A 14,335-nucleotide genomic window follows, 5' to 3' on the forward strand; every position below is an offset into this window, starting at 1 on the left:
CCTTAACCCCCGCCGCCCACTAAGCCCCCACCAAGAGAGTGGCCCGCGCCGAGCGGGCGGGACGAAAGGGCAGACATGACGATCTCCTCCTCGCTCAACGCCGGCGTGACCGGGCTGAACGTGAACGCCAGCCGCCTGGCGACGATCTCCGACAACATCGCGAACTCGGCCACCTTCGGCTACAAGCGCGCCGTGGCCGAGTTCCACTCCCTCGTGGTGGACCAGACCCGCGGCACCTACTCGGCGGGCGGCGTGCGCGTCACCACGGGCCGCGCGGTGGACCAGCGCGGCACGCTCATCACCACCAACAACCCTACCGACCTCGCCGTCGCGGGCCGCGGCATGCTGCCCGTCACGCCCGCCAGCTCCATCGCCAGCGCCAGCGGCGAGACGCCGATGCGCATGACCACCACCGGCTCCTTCCGCGCGGATGCGGACGGCTACCTGCGCACCGAGGGTGGGCAGGTTCTGCTGGGCTGGCCCGCCGACCAGGGCGGCATCGTGCCCTCGTTCCCGCGCGACACCGTAGGCGGGCTGAGCCCGGTGCGCATCGACGCCAACCAGTACGAGGGCGACGCCACCACGGAGATCACGCTCGGCGTGAACCTCCCCGCCTCCGAGACGCTGGCCGGCTCCTCGGGCGACAGCATCGAGATGACGCTGGTCTACTTCGGCAACCTCGGTCAGAGCGAGAACCTCACCCTGACCTACACGCCGGTGGTGCCCGCCGCGGGCTCCTCGAACCAGTGGACCGTGGAGATCCGCGACGAGGCGCAGGCCGGTGCCGTGGTGGGCGACTACACCGTCACCTTCGACGACAGCCGCGACTACGGCGGCACCATCGCCACGGTGCAGGAGAACGGGGCCGGCACCTACGACCCGGTCACCGGCGCCTTCACCATCAACGCCCAGTCCGGCCCCATCGAGATCGACGTCGGCAAGCCGCAGGAGGCGCGGGGCCTCAGCCAGCTCTCGGACGTGTTCGCGCCCGTCTCGGTCACGAAGAACGGCTCGCCCGTCTCGAAGCTCGCCTCGATCGAGGTGGACGCCAACGGCTTCCTCTCGGCGATCTACGACACCGGCTTCACGCGCACGATCTACCAGATTCCGGTGGTCGACGTGCCCAACGCCAACGGCTTGCAGGCGCTGCCGAACCAGACCTACCGCGTCTCCTCGGAGTCGGGCGCGTTCTACCTGTGGGACGCGGGCGACGGCCCGGTGGGCGACCTCGTGGGCTTCGCCCGCGAGGAGAGCGCCACCGACGTTGCCTCGGAGCTGACGCAGCTCATCCAGACGCAGCGCGCCTACAACTCGAACGCCAAGGTCATCCAGACCGTGGACGAGATGCTGCAGGAAACCACCAACATCAAACGCTGATAGCTTCCCGGAGGCCAGCCCATGTCGCTTTCGTCCGCCCTCTCCTCCGCCCTCGTCGGCCTGCGCGTGTCCTCCGCCCGCGCCGACGTGGTCGCGCAGAACGTCGCCAACGCGGGGCGCGACGGCTACGGGGTGCGCCGCCTCCACGTCGATCCGATCTCGCCCAACTCGCCGGGCCTTCAGACCACCGTGCGCCGCGTCGAGGACGCGGTCGGCGTGGCCATGCGCCGCGAGGCGCTGGGCGGAGCGGGGCGCGACGCGGACGCGGCCGACATGTGGGCGCGGCTGGAGGGCGTGCTCGGCGTGCCGGGCGAGGCCGGCAGCCTCGCGGGCCGCCTCGCCGCCTTCGAGGCCAGCCTCGTCGAGGCCACGGCCCGCCCCGGATCGCCGGCGGCGCTGGGCGCGGTGGCCGACGCCGCGCAGGCCGTGGCGGATACGATCGTGGCCGCCTCGGACGGGGTGCAGGACGCGCGCCAGGGGGCCGAGGACGCGATCGTCGCGGAGGTGGAGCGCCTGAACGTCGACCTGGAGGCCATCGCCGACCTCAACCTCCAGATCCAGCGCCAGTCCGCCCGGGGCGGGCGCACCGCGGCATTGGAGGACGAGCGCAGCCTCGCGATCGACCGGGTCGCCGTCTCGGTGCGCGTCGAGGTGCTGGAGCGCGAGTTCGGCGCGGTCGCCCTGGTCAGCCGCGACGGACGCATCCTGCTCGACGGCGCGCCCGCGCAGGTCGCCTTCGAGCCGGCGGTCGAGGTCACGCCCGACCGCAGCGTCGGCGCCGGCCTTGACGTCCTTCATGTCGACGGCCGTCCCGTCTCCGTCTCGGGGGGCATCGGGGGGCTGGGGGGCGGCCGCCTCGCCGGCCTCTTCGCCCTGCGCGACGAGGCGGCGCCGCGCGCGCAGGCCGCCCTCGACGCCTTGGCCGCGGAGTTCGCGGATCGCTTCACAGGACCCGACGCCGACCCCACCCTCGCCGTGGGCGAGCCGGGCCTCTTCGTGGTCGGTGGCACCGCCGGCGCCGGCATGGCGAGCCGCCTCGCACTCAATCCCCTCGTGGCCGAGGACGGCGCTGCCGAGCACTGGCGCCTGCGCGACGGGATGGGGGCGGCCGCCGCCGACCCCGCCTCGCCCGCCGGCAACCTCGACCGCCACCTCGCGGTGCTCTCGGCCCGCGCCGTGCCCCTCGACCCCCGGCTCGGCGGTACGCCGCGGGACCTCGGCGCGCTCGCGCTCGACCTGACGTCCGAGGTCTCCGCCACCCGCGGGCACCTCGCGGACCGGAGCGAGACCGCGCGCGCGGGCCTGGATGCCGCCGAGGACCGGCTCGCCGGGGGCGGCGTCGACATCGACGATGAGATGCGCCGCCTCCTGCAGATCGAGCAGAACTACGCCGCCGCCGCCCGCGTGAGCGAGGTGGTCGGCGAAATGATGGACCGGCTGACGAGGACCTAGGATCATGGCGACCACATCCCCCCTTCCGCTCGCGAACGGCCTGCTCCGCGGCCTCGCGGATCCGGCGCGCGGCACCCGGGAGCTGGTCTCGCGCCTGGGTGCCGAGATGGCCACGGGCCGCGTCGCCGACCCGGCCGAGGCCCTGCGCCACGACTTCTCGGCACTCGGCCTCGCGGAGCGCGAGCTGCACCTCGCGGGATCGCTGGAGCAGTCGATCGGCAAGGGGCTGCGGGTCATGGCCGCCGCCGACGCGGCCCTCGGCGGCATCGGTGACGAGATCGAGCGCCTCGGCGACGAGCTGGTGCCCTTCGTCACGGGCAGCGCGGGCGTTCCCATGGACGACCTGGCAGCGAGCGCCTGGGAGGGGTTCGAGCGGATCGTGGCGCTGATGAACGCGCGCTTGGACGACGGCGCGATCTTCGCGGGCGGGCGCCGGGACGCGGAGGCGACGGGATCGGCGGCCGCGATCCGCGCCGACGTCGAGGCGCTGGCCGCCGGCGCGGCGGACGCCGATGACCTGCAGGCGCGGGTGGCCGCCTACTTCGCGCCCTCGGGGGACTTCGCCGCGAACCGCGTCGTGCCGAGCGCCCCGGACGCGTTCGGCTTCCGCATCGAGGCGGACCGGAGCGTCGCCTTCGACATGCGCGCGGGCGACGCCGGCTTCCGCGACGCGCTCGGCGCCGTGGCGCGCATCGCGGCCCTCGCCGCGTCGCCCCACGCGGAGACCCCGGAGGCGCAGGCGTACCTCGCCACCGGCGCGCCGGCCGCGCTGGCGACGGCCACCGACGGGGTGATCGGGCTGCGGGCCGCGGCGGGGCGCACCGCCGCCGCGCTCGACCGCGGGACCGCCGCGCTGGAGGATCGCGTGGCCCGTGCCGCCGAGGCCCGCAACGCGCTCGTCGGCGTCGACCCCTACGAGACGGCCACCCGCCTGGAGGAGGAGGCCGCCCGCCTCGAGACGATCTACACGCTGACCGCGCGACTCTCGCGCCTGCGCCTGACGGACTACCTCTGATGGGCCTGCGCGCGTCCCTCCGCCGGCTCGCCGCACTGCTTGGCGCCCTTCTCCCGGCGCTCGTGCTCTGCGCCTCGGCCGCCGGGGCGCAGGGGGTGCGGCTCAAGGACCTCGTGGACTTCGGGGGGGTACGGGGCAACGACCTGGTGGGCTACGGCCTCGTGGTGGGGCTGGACGGCACGGGCGACGGGCTGCGCAACGCGCCTTTCACCGAGGAGATCATGACCTCGATCCTCGAGCGGATGGGCGTGAACGTGACCGGCGAGCAGTTCCGGCCCAAGAACGTCGCCGCGGTGATCGTGACCGCCGAGCTGCCGCCCTTCGCGCGCACGGGCAGCCGCATCGACGCGACCATCTCCGCGATCGGCGACGCCGGCAGCCTGCTGGGCGGCACGCTGGTCATGACGCCGCTGACGGCCGCGGACGGCGAGATCTACGCCGTCGCCCAAGGCACGATCATCGCCGGCGGTGTGACCGCGCGGGGCGAGGCGGCGGAGGTGACGGAAGGCGTGCCCACCGCCGGCATCATCTCCTCGGGCGCGCGGGTGGAGCGCGAGGTGTCCTTCGACCTCGGGGCCGTCACGCAGCTGCGGCTCGCCCTGCGCGAGGCCGACTTCACCACGGCTGCGCGGATCGAGCGGGCCGTGAACCGGGAGGCCGGCTCCGGCGTGGCCCGCATGACCGACTCCGGCACCGTGGTGGTGGACGTGGCGCGCAGCGGCGCCCGCTCGCCCGCGCACCTGATCAGCGCGCTCGAGAACGTCGAGATCGCGCCCGAGCGGCGCGCCCGCGTGGTGGTGGACCAGAAGTCGGGCACGATCGTGATGGGGCGGGACGTGCGCATCTCCGAGGTGGCGGTGTCGCAGAACAACCTGACGCTTCAGGTCGAGGAGGCCCCCGCGGCGGTGCAGCCCAACCCCTTCGCCGACGGGCAGACCGTGGTGGTGCCGCGCACCGGCGCCGGCCTGCGCGAGGAGCCGGGGCCGGGCCTCTCGATCGTGCGCGGCGGCACCAACCTCTCCGAGGTGATCGCGGGGCTGAACGCCTTGGGCGTCTCGGCGCGCGACATGATCGACATCCTGCAGACCATCAAGGCGGCCGGCGCGCTCCATGCGGAGCTGGTCGTGCGGTGAGGGCAGGGGATGCAGGAGGCCCGCGACACCGGGCGGATGCCCGTGGCGGCGTGGCCGATGGGTACGACACCGCGACAGCGGACGGCAGGTAGGAACGGCCGATGCGAGGCGACGGCCGACGTCGGTGAGCCCGCGATGCCTTGCGGTAATGTGCGCGGCTGCGCGAGGGCGGGAATTCCGGACGACCGCGGGAAGGGCCAGGCGGCGCGAACCGCCCTTGGGTGGAGCCGCGCGGCACCGCCCCGCGAGACGAACGGCCCGCCACGCCCCCCGCCGCCTTGTCGCCTCGCAGGTGCGGCTATAGATGCCGCGGATGCGCATCCCGCTCCTGCCTCCCCGCACGCCCGTCGTCTCTGTGGTCTCGCTCAGCGGCCTGATCGCCGCGGACATGCGCGGCGCGGCCCTGAACCTCGCCGCGGTGGAGCCGATGCTCGACCGGGCGTTCCGGCGCCGGGGCACCTGCGCGGTGGCGCTGCGGATCAACTCGCCCGGCGGCTCGCCGGTGCAGTCCTCCATGATCGGCGCCGCGATCCGCCGCCTCGCCGAGGAGACCGAGGTGCCGGTGCATGCCTTCGTGGAGGACGTCGCCGCGTCGGGCGGCTACTGGCTGGCCGCGGCGGCCGACGACATCTGGCTGGACGAATCCTCGATCACCGGCTCGATCGGCGTGATCTCGGCCGGCTTCGGGTTCTCCGAGGCGCTGGGCAAGCTGGGCGTGGAGCGGCGGGTGCACACCGCGGGCGAGGACAAGTCGATGCTCGACCCGTTCCGCCCCGAGCGCGCCGAGGACGTGGAGCGCCTGAAGGCCTTGCAGGGGCGGATCCACCGCGCCTTCATCGCCCATGTCGAGGCCCGCCGCGGCGCGAAGCTGGACCGCAGCCGCGATCTCTTCACCGGCGAGATCTTCGTGGGCCGCGAGGCCGTGGAGGCCGGGCTGGCCGACGGCATCGCCCACCTCGTGCCGAAGATGCGGGCGCTCTACGGCGAGCGCGTGCGGTTCCGGCGCCTCGCCCGGCGGCGGCCCCTGGCCACGCGGCTGGTGCCCTGGGTGGCGGACGCGGCCGCCGCGTCGGCGCTCGCCGCCCTCGACGAGCGCGCCGCCCGCGCGCGCCTGGGGCTCTGAATGATCTTCAAGATCGTCACCCTGTTCCTCGTCGTCATGGCCGTGCTGGCCATGTTCGGCCGTCTGCGCCTGCCGGGCGGCTCGCTTCGGCGCCGCCTCTCGAAGCAGTGCCCGTCCTGCGGCGCGCCGCGCGTCGGGCGCGGCCCGTGCCCCTGCGGGAAGGGCTGAGATGCTGCTGGACCTCGCTTCGGTCGCAGTCGGCCTCGTGATCCTGCTCTTCGCCGGCGACGCGCTGGTGAAGGGGGCCGTCAACCTCGCGCTGCGCCTCGGCGTGCCGGCGCTGGTGGTCAGCCTCACGGTGGTCGCCTTCGGCACCTCCGCGCCCGAGCTCCTGGTCTCCGTGAAGGCGGTGCTCGACGGCGTTCCGGGCCTGGCGCTCGGCAACGTGGTGGGCTCCAACATTGCCAACGTGCTGCTGGTCCTGGGCATTCCGGCCCTGTTCGCCACGCTGGGCACGAGCGCCGTGGAGACGCGGCGCGACTTCCTCTACATGGCGGCGGGCAGCGTGCTCTTCGCCGCGTTCTGCCTCACGGGCGCGCTGGTGTGGTGGCACGGGCTCGTGCTGCTGGGCTTCCTCGCCGCCGTGCTGGTCGCCACCTTCCTCGCCACGCGCGAGCCGCCCGACGAGGTCGAGGGCGCCGACGAGCGCCTGCGCGGCTGGAAGCTGACGCTGTTCCTCGTGCTGGGGCTGGTGGGTCTGCCGCTGGGTGCGGACCTGCTGGTGGACGGGGCGTCGAGCATCGCACGCACCTTCGGCGTCAGCGAGACGGTGATCGGCCTGACGCTGGTGGCCGTGGGCACCTCGCTGCCGGAGCTGGCGACCACGCTCATGGCCGCGCTGCGCCGCCACGCCGAGGTGGCGCTGGGCAACGTGATCGGGTCGAACCTCTTCAACCTCACCGCGATCATGGGGGTGGCCGTGCTGGTCGGCCCCGTGCCGGTGGAGGAGACGTTCCTGCGCCAAGACCTGTGGATCATGCTGGGCGCCACCGCGTTGCTGGCGCCGTTCGTGTTCCTGCGCCGCGACGTGACGCGGGCGTGGGGCGTGGGGCTGACCGGGCTCTACCTCGGCTACCTCGCGCTGTTCCTGCTGTGAGGGCGCTTGTCACCGGGGGCGGGGCGCGGCTTGGCGCGGCGATGGCGCGGGCGTTGGGCGCGATGGGCGCGGACGTGGCGGTGCACTTCGCGACCTCCGCCGCGGGCGCCGAGGCGGTGGCCGCCGACCTGCGCGGCACCGGCTGCCGGGCAGAGGCACTTCAGGCCGATCTCCTGGATCTCGACGCCGCCGAGGCGCTGGTGGACCGCGCCGCCGCGGCCCTGGGCGGGCCGCTGGACGTGCTGGTCAACAACGCCTCGATCTTCGAGCACGACGACATCCGCTCGGCCACGCGGGCGAGCTGGCACCGGCACATGGTGTCGAACCTGCAGGCCCCGTTCGTGCTGATCCAGCGCTTCGCCGCGCAGGCGCCCGAGGCGGACCGCTCGGCGGGCGAGCCGCGGGCGCGGGCGTGCGTGGTCAACATGGTCGACGAGCGGGTGCGCAAGCTGACGCCCGAGTTCGCCACCTACACGCTGGCAAAGGCGGGACTCTGGACGCTGACGCAGACGGCGGCGCAGGGCTTGGCGCCGGACGTGCGCGTGAACGCCATCGGGCCGGGGCCGACGCTGCGCGGCGCGCGCCAGAGCGAGCGGCACTTCGCGGCGCAGCGCGCGGGCACGGTGCTGGAGCGCGGCGCCGACCCCGCCGACGTGGTGGCCGCGCTGCGCTTCCTGGTGGAGTCGCCCGCGGTGACGGGGCAGCTGATCTGCGTCGACGGCGGCCAGCACTTGGGCTGGCGCACGCCCGACGTGGTGGGGCTGGAATAGCGGCGCGCGATGGAGCGGCCGGAACGAATCGCGAAAGTTGTTCACCGGGGCCGTTCCGGGCCGCGATGTCATGGGGCCGAGGCGGCGATTCGGGGGGCGATCCCCGCCGAGACGAGCGAAAACAGCGCGTTAGCGATTCGTTCAGCGGCGGCAATTGCACGGGGAGACGGGCCGCGCGCCCCTGCGGGGTCGCACCGCGGCGAATCCGCTCCCAGCTTTATCCACAGGTCCGCGCGCCTATCTGAGGGACGCGGGCAGAGCCGAGGGAGACCCATGTGAGCCACAACAACCAGGCCCCGACCGGCACCCCCGAGGCCAAGCCCACGGGCCCCGAGGTCATCAAGCGCTTCTGGCGCAGCCTCGACGGATCGCCCGGCGTGTACCGGATGCTCGATAGCGAGAGCCGGGTGCTCTACGTCGGCAAGGCCCGCAGCCTCAAGAACCGGGTCAGCAGCTACACCCGCCTGCAGGGCCACTCGGCGCGCATCCGTCGGATGATCTCCGAGACGGCGTCGATGATGGTTCTGACCACGTCCACGGAGCTGGAGGCGCTGCTCCTGGAGCAGAATCTCATCAAGCAGCTCCGGCCGCGCTACAACGTGCTCCTGCGCGACGACAAGTCCTTCCCCAACATCGAGGTCACGCGCGCCCACGACTGGCCACAGATCCGCAAGCACCGGGGCCGCAAGGGCGAGCGCAACACCTACTTCGGCCCCTTCGCCTCGGCGGGCGCGGTGAACCGGGTGCTCAACCAGCTCCAGCGGGTGTTCCTCCTGCGCTCGTGCACCGACGCGCAGTTCCAGGGGCGTACGCGGCCCTGCCTGAACCACCAGATCAAGCGCTGCTCGGCCCCTTGCGTCGGGTTGATTTCGCAGGAAGACTATTTGGCGTCGGTCAAGGATGCCGAGCGGTTCCTGCGCGGCGAGACCACGGAGATCCAGACCAAGCTCGCCGAGCAGATGGAGGCCGCCAGCCAGGACATGGAGTTCGAGCGCGCCGCCGCCCTGCGCGACCGCATCAAGGCCATGACCAACGTGCAGTCGACCCAAGGGGTGAACCCCGAGGGCGTGGCCGAGGCCGACGTGATCGGCCTCCATCTCGAGAACGGTCAGGCCTGCATCCAGGTGTTCTTCATCCGCGCCAACCAGAACTGGGGCAACCGCGACTTCTATCCCAAGGTCGCCGAGGACATGAGTGCCGCCGAGGTGATGGAGGGCTTCGTCGGCCAGTTCTACGAGGACCGCGAGCCGCCGCGGATGCTGCTCATGAGCCACGGGATCGAGGAGGGCGAGCTGATGGCCGGCGCCCTGAGCGAGCGGGCGGGGCGCAAGGTGCAGCTTCTGGTGCCCCAGCGCGGCGAGAAGCACGACCTCGTGCAGTCCGCGGTGCGCAACGCGCGCGAGTCGCTGGGCCGCAAGATGAGCGAGACCGCCACGCAGGCGCGCCTGCTGGTGGGCCTCGGCGAGGCGCTGGACATGGCGGAGCCGCCCCGCCGCGTGGAGGTCTACGACAACAGCCACATCCAGGGCGAGCACGCCGTGGGCGCCATGATCGTGGCCGGCCCCGAGGGCTTCGAGAAGTCGCAGTACCGCAAGTTCAACATCAAGGGCACGGAGCTGACGCCGGGCGACGACTTCGGCATGATGAAGGAGGTGCTGGGCCGCCGGTTCAAGCGCCTCCTGAAGGAGGACCCCGAACGCAAGGGCGGGACGTGGCCGGACCTCCTGCTGATCGACGGCGGCGCGGGGCAGGTGAGTGCGGTCGCCTCGATCGCCCGCGAGATGGGCGTGGGCGACATCACCGTGGTGGGCGTCGCCAAGGGCGTGGACCGCGACCACGGCAAGGAGGAGTTCCACCGCCCCGGCGGACGGCCCTTCGCGCTGCGGCGCAACGACCCCGTGCTCTACTTCGTGCAGCGCATGCGCGACGAGGCCCACCGCTTCGCCATCGGCACCCACCGCGCCAAGCGCGCGAAGGCCTTCGTGGCGAACCCCCTCGACGAGGTGCCGGGCGTCGGCCCGGGCCGCAAGCGCGCGCTGCTGGCCCATTTCGGTTCGGCAAAGGCGGTGAGCCGGGCGGGGCTGGCGGACCTAAAGGCGGTGGAGGGGATCAGCGGCACGCTGGCCGAGACCATCCACCGGCACTTCCACGAGAAGTGACGCGGGGGGGCGCGGCCTATGGCCTGCCCCCCGGCCGCGCGCTACACCGGGGCCATGACCTGGAACCTGCCCAACATCCTGACCGTCCTGCGCCTGGCCGCCGCGCCCGGCGTGGCGATCATGTTCCTCTACTTCGCGCGGCCCTGGGCGGACTGGTTCGCGCTGGTGCTGTTCGTGTCGGCGGCCATCACCGACTGGTTCGACGGCTACCTCGCCCGCGCCTGGAAGCAGGAGAGCCGCTTCGGCGCCATGCTAGACCCCATCGCCGACAAGGCCATGGTGGTGATCGCGCTGACCGTCATCACCGGCTTCCAGGGCATGAACCCGTGGATCCTCCTGCCCGCCACGGTGATCCTGTTCCGCGAAGTGTTCGTGTCCGGCCTGCGCGAGTTCCTCGGCGCCCAGGCCGGCACGCTGAAGGTCACGAAGCTGGCGAAGTGGAAGACCACGGCGCAGATGGTCTCGATCGCCGTGCTGTTCGCCACGGGCGTGTTCCAGCACGAGTTCCTCGATCGGGTGCAGGGCATGGACGCGGCGGCGATCGGCGCCGTGCTCGACGGCGAGGTCGAGGACGCCGTGGGCCTGTCCTTCTACTTCCACGCCGAGGCGCTGACCTGGTGGATCGGCACGATCCTCCTGTGGATCGCCGCCGCGCTGACGGCGCTGACGGGCTGGGACTACTTCTCGAAGGCGCTGCCCTTCCTGCGCGACGCGCCGCGGGGGCGGACGTGACCGTGCGCGTGCTCTACTTCGCGTGGCTGCGCGAGCGCATCGGCGTCGGGCGCGAGGAGGTCGAGACCGAGGCCCGCACGCTCGAGGACCTGGTCGAGGAGTTGCGCGCGCGCGAGCCGCGCTATGCAGCCGCCTTCGCCGACATGGCCGCCGTGCGCGCCGCCCTGGACGAGGAGCTGGTGCCGCTGGACACGCCCCTCGGGAATGCCCGCGAGGTGGCGTTCTTTCCCCCGATGACGGGCGGATGACCCGCGCCCCGATCCGCGTCTCCGTGCAGGAGGCGGACTTCGACCTCGGCGCCGAGGCCGCCGCGCTGGAGGCGACCGGGGCGGGGGCCGTGGTCACCTTCACCGGCGTGGTGCGCGACGTCTCCGGCGGGCTGCGGCACATGGAGCTGGAGCACTACCCCGGCATGACCGCGAAGGCGCTGGAGGCGATCGCCGCCGAGGCCGTGGAGCGCTGGCCCCTGACGGCGGCCACGGTGATCCACCGCCACGGGCGGCTGGAGCCGGGTGCGCGGATCATGATGGTCGGCACCGCGTCGGCGCACCGCGGCGCCGCCTTCGAGGCGGCCGAGTTCCTGATGGACTACCTCAAGTCGCGCGCCCCCTTCTGGAAGAAGGAGGTGACCGCCGAGGGCGGCGCCTGGGTGGACGCCCGCGAGGACGACGAGGCCGCGCTGCGCCGCTGGGCCCCCTAGCGCTCCGTCAGCTTCAGCTCGATCCGGCGGTTGCGGGCGCGGGCCTCGGGGCTCGTGTTGGGCTCGACGGGCCGGTACTGCCCGAAGCCCGTGGGCGCGAGGCGCCAGGGCGGGATGCCCAGCTCGTCGGTCAGGAAGCGCACCACCGAGAGCGCGCGCGCCTGGCTCAGCTCCCAGTTGTCGGCGTAGCGCGAGGTCGCCGAGACCGGCAGGTCGTCGGTGTGCCCGTCCACGCGCAGCACCCAGTCGATGCCCTCGGGGATCTGGTCGGCGATCTCCACGATCACGTCCGCGACCCGGGCGATCTGCTCGCGCCCCTCGGTGCCGAGCGTGGCGGAGCCGACGCCGAACAGCACTTCCGACGAGAACACGAAGCGGTCGCCGACCACCTCGATGCCCTCGCGGCCGCTCAGGACCTCGCTGAGTTGACCGAAGAACTCGGAGCGGAAGCGCTCCAGCTTCTCGGTCTCGGCCTGCAGGCGCACGCGCTCGGCCTCCTCGAGCTGGCGGCGGCGGCGCTCCTCGGCGGCGGCCTGGGCGAGGGCGCGGTTCAGCTCCGTGCCGAGCGACTGGATCTGCACCTGCGCGTCCTCGTCGCGCGCGCGGGCGGAGCCGAGCACGAGGTTCAGCTCCTCGAGCTGCGCGCGCAAGTCGGCCACCTGCTCGTTTAGGAGGGCGGCGTCCCGGCGCGCGGCGGCGCGGTCCTCGTCGAGGCTCTCGATCTCGGCACGGGCCTGCCGCAGCAGCGCGTCGGAGCGTTCGGCGGCCGACAGGGCCTCGGCGGCCTCGTCCTGCGCGGCCAGGCGGTCGGCCAGCGCGGCAGCGAGGCGCTCGCCCACGTCGCGCGCCTCCGTTCGGGCGGCCTCGGCGGTCTCCTCGGAGGCCAGCCGGTCGGCGATGGCGGCGGAGAGGCGCGCGCGCAGGTCCTCGCCGGTGGCCTCGGCCGCGTCGGTGGCGGCGCGCAGGCGGGCCAGCTCCGCGCGCAGGGCGTCGGCTTCGCTCCGGGCAGCGTCGCGCTGGGCGGTGGCGGCGGTGAGCGCGGCGTCGGCCTCCTCGGCGGCGGCCTCGCGCCCGGCGCGCTCGGCCAGCGCCTCGGCGAGTTGCGCCTCCAGTGCGGCGCGGGCGGAGCGTGCGTCGGCCTCCAGCGCGGCGATGCGGGTGCGCGCGTCCGCCGCGTCGGCTCGGGCGCGGTCCCGCTCCGCCACCGCCACGGCGAGGCGCACGCGGACGTCGGCGGCCTCGGCCTCCAGCGTCTCCCGCGCGCCGGCGGCTTCGGCGGCGAGACGGTCGCCTTCGCGCTCGGCCGCGTCTGCGCGCGCGGTGGCGGCCTCGCGCTGCGCCTCGGCCTCGGCGAGCTGCCGGCGCAGGGTCGCCTCCGTGACGTCACCCTCGGCGGCGGCGTCCTCGGCCTCGGCCAGCGAGGCGAGCAGGGCGGCGATGTCGCGCTCGGCCTCGGCGTCGCGGGCCCGCGCGGCGTCGATCTCGGCCAGCGCGGCGGCAAGGCGGGCGTCGAGCGCTTCGGCCTCGGAGCGGGCGGAAGCCAGCTCCTCGCGAAGGCGGTCGATCTCGTCGCTGGCCGCCCCCGCCTGCACTGCGCGGTCGTCGAGGTCGGACAGGGCCGCGGCGAGGCGCCGTTCCAGCGTGGCGCGCGTGGCCTCGGCGTCCGCCGCCTCGGTGCCGGCCTCCGCGAGCGCCGCCTCCAGGCGTGCCAGCTCCGCCTCCGTCTCGGTCGCCTCGCCCTCGCGGCGCTCCAGCGCGGCGAGGGTCGCGGCAAGCTGCCGCTCGGCGGCGCCTGCGCGGTCCCGCTCGGTCTCCAGCTCGGCGAGGGTAAGGGCGAGACGGGCGTCGAGGTCGTCGCTCGCAGCCTCGGCCGCGGCCAGAAGCGTCAGCGTCTCCTCGGCCTCGCGGCGCTTCTCCTCCAGTGCCAGGGTCATCGCGGTCAGCTCGGCGTCGGCCCCTGCCAGACGTTCGCGCAGGGCTTCGGCGGCGGCGGCCTCGGCCAGCCGCGCGGCCTCCTCGTCGCTCAAGGCGGCCTCGGTGTCGGCCAGCCGCGCCCGCAGCGCCTCGGCCGCGGTCGCCTCGGCGAGGCGGGCCGCCTCCTCGTCCTCCAGCGCCGCCGCCAATGCTGCGGCGCGCGCGCCCTCCGCTTCGGCGTCGCCGCGGCTGCCCTCCAGCGCGGCGAGGGTGTCGGCCAGCGTGGTCTCGCGCGTCTTGGCCTCGGCGCGCAGGTCCGCGACCAGCGCGTCCAGCGCCTCGCGGCGGGCGGCGGCGAGGCGGGCGGCCTCGGCGGCGGCGTCGATCTCCCGGCGCGCGGAGGCGAGGGCGAGGGCGGCGGCTTCGCGCTCGTCCAGCGCGGCGGCCGTCTCGCCGCGCGCGGTGTCCAGTGCGCCCTCCAGGTCGGCGTTGTCGGCGAGCAGCGCCGCCACGCGCTCCTCGAAGGTGCCGACGCTCGCCTCTAACTCTTCGGTGCGGCGGGTAAGGGTGGCGATCAGCGCCGCCTGCGCGTCGCGCTGCCCCGCGAGGTCGTCGCGCTGGCCCGACAGCACCTCCGCCCGCGTCCGCTCCAGCCCCAGCGCGCGGGTGAGCTGGGCCACCTCGGCGCCGAGGGTGTCGAGCTCCACGTCCTTGTCGCTGATGGCCTCGGACAGCACGAACTGCACGATCATGAAGATCGACAGCACGAACATCAGCACCAGGAGGAGCGCGGTCATGGCGTCCACGAAGCCCGGCCAGACGTTGGCCGTGAACCGCTGTCCGTTGCGGCGGCTCAGCGCCACG

At 74.0% G+C, this 14,335-nt stretch carries 13 protein-coding genes; 12 read left to right on the plus strand and 1 reads right to left on the minus strand.

What is annotated here, in order from left to right; translation table 11 throughout:
* Positions 1 to 75: 75 nt before the first annotated feature.
* The 12 genes from K3554_RS05445 (at position 76) to K3554_RS05500 (ending at position 11,557) form a co-directional block, all read left to right on the plus strand.
* Positions 76 to 1,377: a flagellar hook protein FlgE gene (locus K3554_RS05445; RefSeq protein WP_259944717.1), complete on the plus strand. Its 1,302-nt coding sequence runs from the start codon at positions 76 to 78 to the stop codon at positions 1,375 to 1,377.
* Between the two features lie 21 nt (positions 1,378 to 1,398).
* On the plus strand, positions 1,399 to 2,829 hold the full coding sequence (gene flgK / locus K3554_RS05450; RefSeq protein ID WP_259944720.1) for a flagellar hook-associated protein FlgK: 1,431 nt from the start codon (positions 1,399 to 1,401) through the stop codon (positions 2,827 to 2,829).
* A gap of 4 nt (positions 2,830 to 2,833) precedes the next feature.
* Positions 2,834 to 3,844: a hypothetical protein gene (locus tag K3554_RS05455; protein ID WP_259944723.1), complete on the plus strand. Its 1,011-nt coding sequence runs from the start codon at positions 2,834 to 2,836 to the stop codon at positions 3,842 to 3,844.
* Positions 3,844 to 4,977, plus strand: a complete 1,134-nt coding sequence (locus K3554_RS05460) for a flagellar basal body P-ring protein FlgI (RefSeq protein ID WP_259944726.1) — start codon at positions 3,844 to 3,846, stop codon at positions 4,975 to 4,977. Before K3554_RS05455 ends, K3554_RS05460 begins: the two co-directional genes overlap by 1 nt.
* 313 nt (positions 4,978 to 5,290) lie before the next feature.
* Positions 5,291 to 6,100 (plus strand): S49 family peptidase, encoded by an 810-nt coding sequence (locus tag K3554_RS05465; RefSeq protein WP_259944728.1) that lies wholly within the window; start codon positions 5,291 to 5,293, stop codon positions 6,098 to 6,100.
* Positions 6,101 to 6,268: a hypothetical protein gene (locus tag K3554_RS05470; RefSeq protein WP_259944731.1), complete on the plus strand. Its 168-nt coding sequence runs from the start codon at positions 6,101 to 6,103 to the stop codon at positions 6,266 to 6,268. It abuts the gene before it with no gap.
* 1 nt (position 6,269) lies between these two features.
* A complete protein-coding gene (locus tag K3554_RS05475) occupies positions 6,270 to 7,196 on the plus strand; it encodes a calcium/sodium antiporter (protein ID WP_259944733.1) in 927 nt (308 codons plus the stop codon).
* A gap of 41 nt (positions 7,197 to 7,237) precedes the next feature.
* Entirely contained in the window at positions 7,238 to 7,966 is a 729-nt protein-coding gene (locus K3554_RS05480) for an SDR family oxidoreductase (RefSeq protein WP_259944734.1), read from the plus strand.
* A 275-nt stretch (positions 7,967 to 8,241) separates the two neighbouring features.
* Positions 8,242 to 10,125: an excinuclease ABC subunit UvrC gene (gene uvrC / locus K3554_RS05485; RefSeq protein ID WP_259944735.1), complete on the plus strand. Its 1,884-nt coding sequence runs from the start codon at positions 8,242 to 8,244 to the stop codon at positions 10,123 to 10,125.
* Positions 10,126 to 10,179: 54 nt separating this feature from the next.
* Positions 10,180 to 10,857, plus strand: coding sequence for a CDP-diacylglycerol--glycerol-3-phosphate 3-phosphatidyltransferase (gene pgsA / locus K3554_RS05490; protein WP_259944737.1), 678 nt, complete (start codon positions 10,180 to 10,182; stop codon positions 10,855 to 10,857).
* A 2-nt stretch (positions 10,858 to 10,859) separates the two neighbouring features.
* On the plus strand, positions 10,860 to 11,105 hold the full coding sequence (gene moaD / locus K3554_RS05495) for a molybdopterin converting factor subunit 1 (protein WP_259945798.1): 246 nt from the start codon (positions 10,860 to 10,862) through the stop codon (positions 11,103 to 11,105).
* Positions 11,106 to 11,116: 11 nt separating this feature from the next.
* Positions 11,117 to 11,557, plus strand: a complete 441-nt coding sequence (locus K3554_RS05500) for a molybdenum cofactor biosynthesis protein MoaE (RefSeq protein ID WP_259945799.1) — start codon at positions 11,117 to 11,119, stop codon at positions 11,555 to 11,557.
* On the opposite strand, the gene K3554_RS05505 is transcribed toward K3554_RS05500, so the two are convergent.
* Entirely contained in the window at positions 11,554 to 14,334 is a 2,781-nt protein-coding gene (locus K3554_RS05505; RefSeq protein WP_259944739.1) for a peptidoglycan -binding protein, read from the minus strand. The genes K3554_RS05500 and K3554_RS05505 overlap by 4 nt on opposite strands.
* Between the last annotated feature and the right edge of the window lies 1 nt (position 14,335).

The organism is Jannaschia sp. W003 (genome assembly GCF_025144335.1).
Taxonomy (GTDB): domain Bacteria; phylum Pseudomonadota; class Alphaproteobacteria; order Rhodobacterales; family Rhodobacteraceae; genus Jannaschia.

Bases quoted from the DNA above. Each gene is read 5' to 3' on its own strand.
- K3554_RS05460 (WP_259944726.1), top strand. From the start codon at position 3,844: ATGGGCCTGCGCGCGTCCCTCCGCCGGCTCGCCGCACTGCTTGGCGCC.
- K3554_RS05470 (WP_259944731.1), top strand. From the start codon at position 6,101: ATGATCTTCAAGATCGTCACCCTGTTCCTCGTCGTCATGGCCGTGCTG.
- K3554_RS05465 (WP_259944728.1), top strand. From the start codon at position 5,291: ATGCGCATCCCGCTCCTGCCTCCCCGCACGCCCGTCGTCTCTGTGGTC.
- K3554_RS05445 (WP_259944717.1), top strand. From the start codon at position 76: ATGACGATCTCCTCCTCGCTCAACGCCGGCGTGACCGGGCTGAACGTG.
- K3554_RS05475 (WP_259944733.1), top strand. From the start codon at position 6,270: ATGCTGCTGGACCTCGCTTCGGTCGCAGTCGGCCTCGTGATCCTGCTC.
- pgsA (WP_259944737.1), top strand. From the start codon at position 10,180: ATGACCTGGAACCTGCCCAACATCCTGACCGTCCTGCGCCTGGCCGCC.
- K3554_RS05455 (WP_259944723.1), top strand. From the start codon at position 2,834: ATGGCGACCACATCCCCCCTTCCGCTCGCGAACGGCCTGCTCCGCGGC.
- K3554_RS05480 (WP_259944734.1), top strand. From the start codon at position 7,238: ATGGCGCGGGCGTTGGGCGCGATGGGCGCGGACGTGGCGGTGCACTTC.
- flgK (WP_259944720.1), top strand. From the start codon at position 1,399: ATGTCGCTTTCGTCCGCCCTCTCCTCCGCCCTCGTCGGCCTGCGCGTG.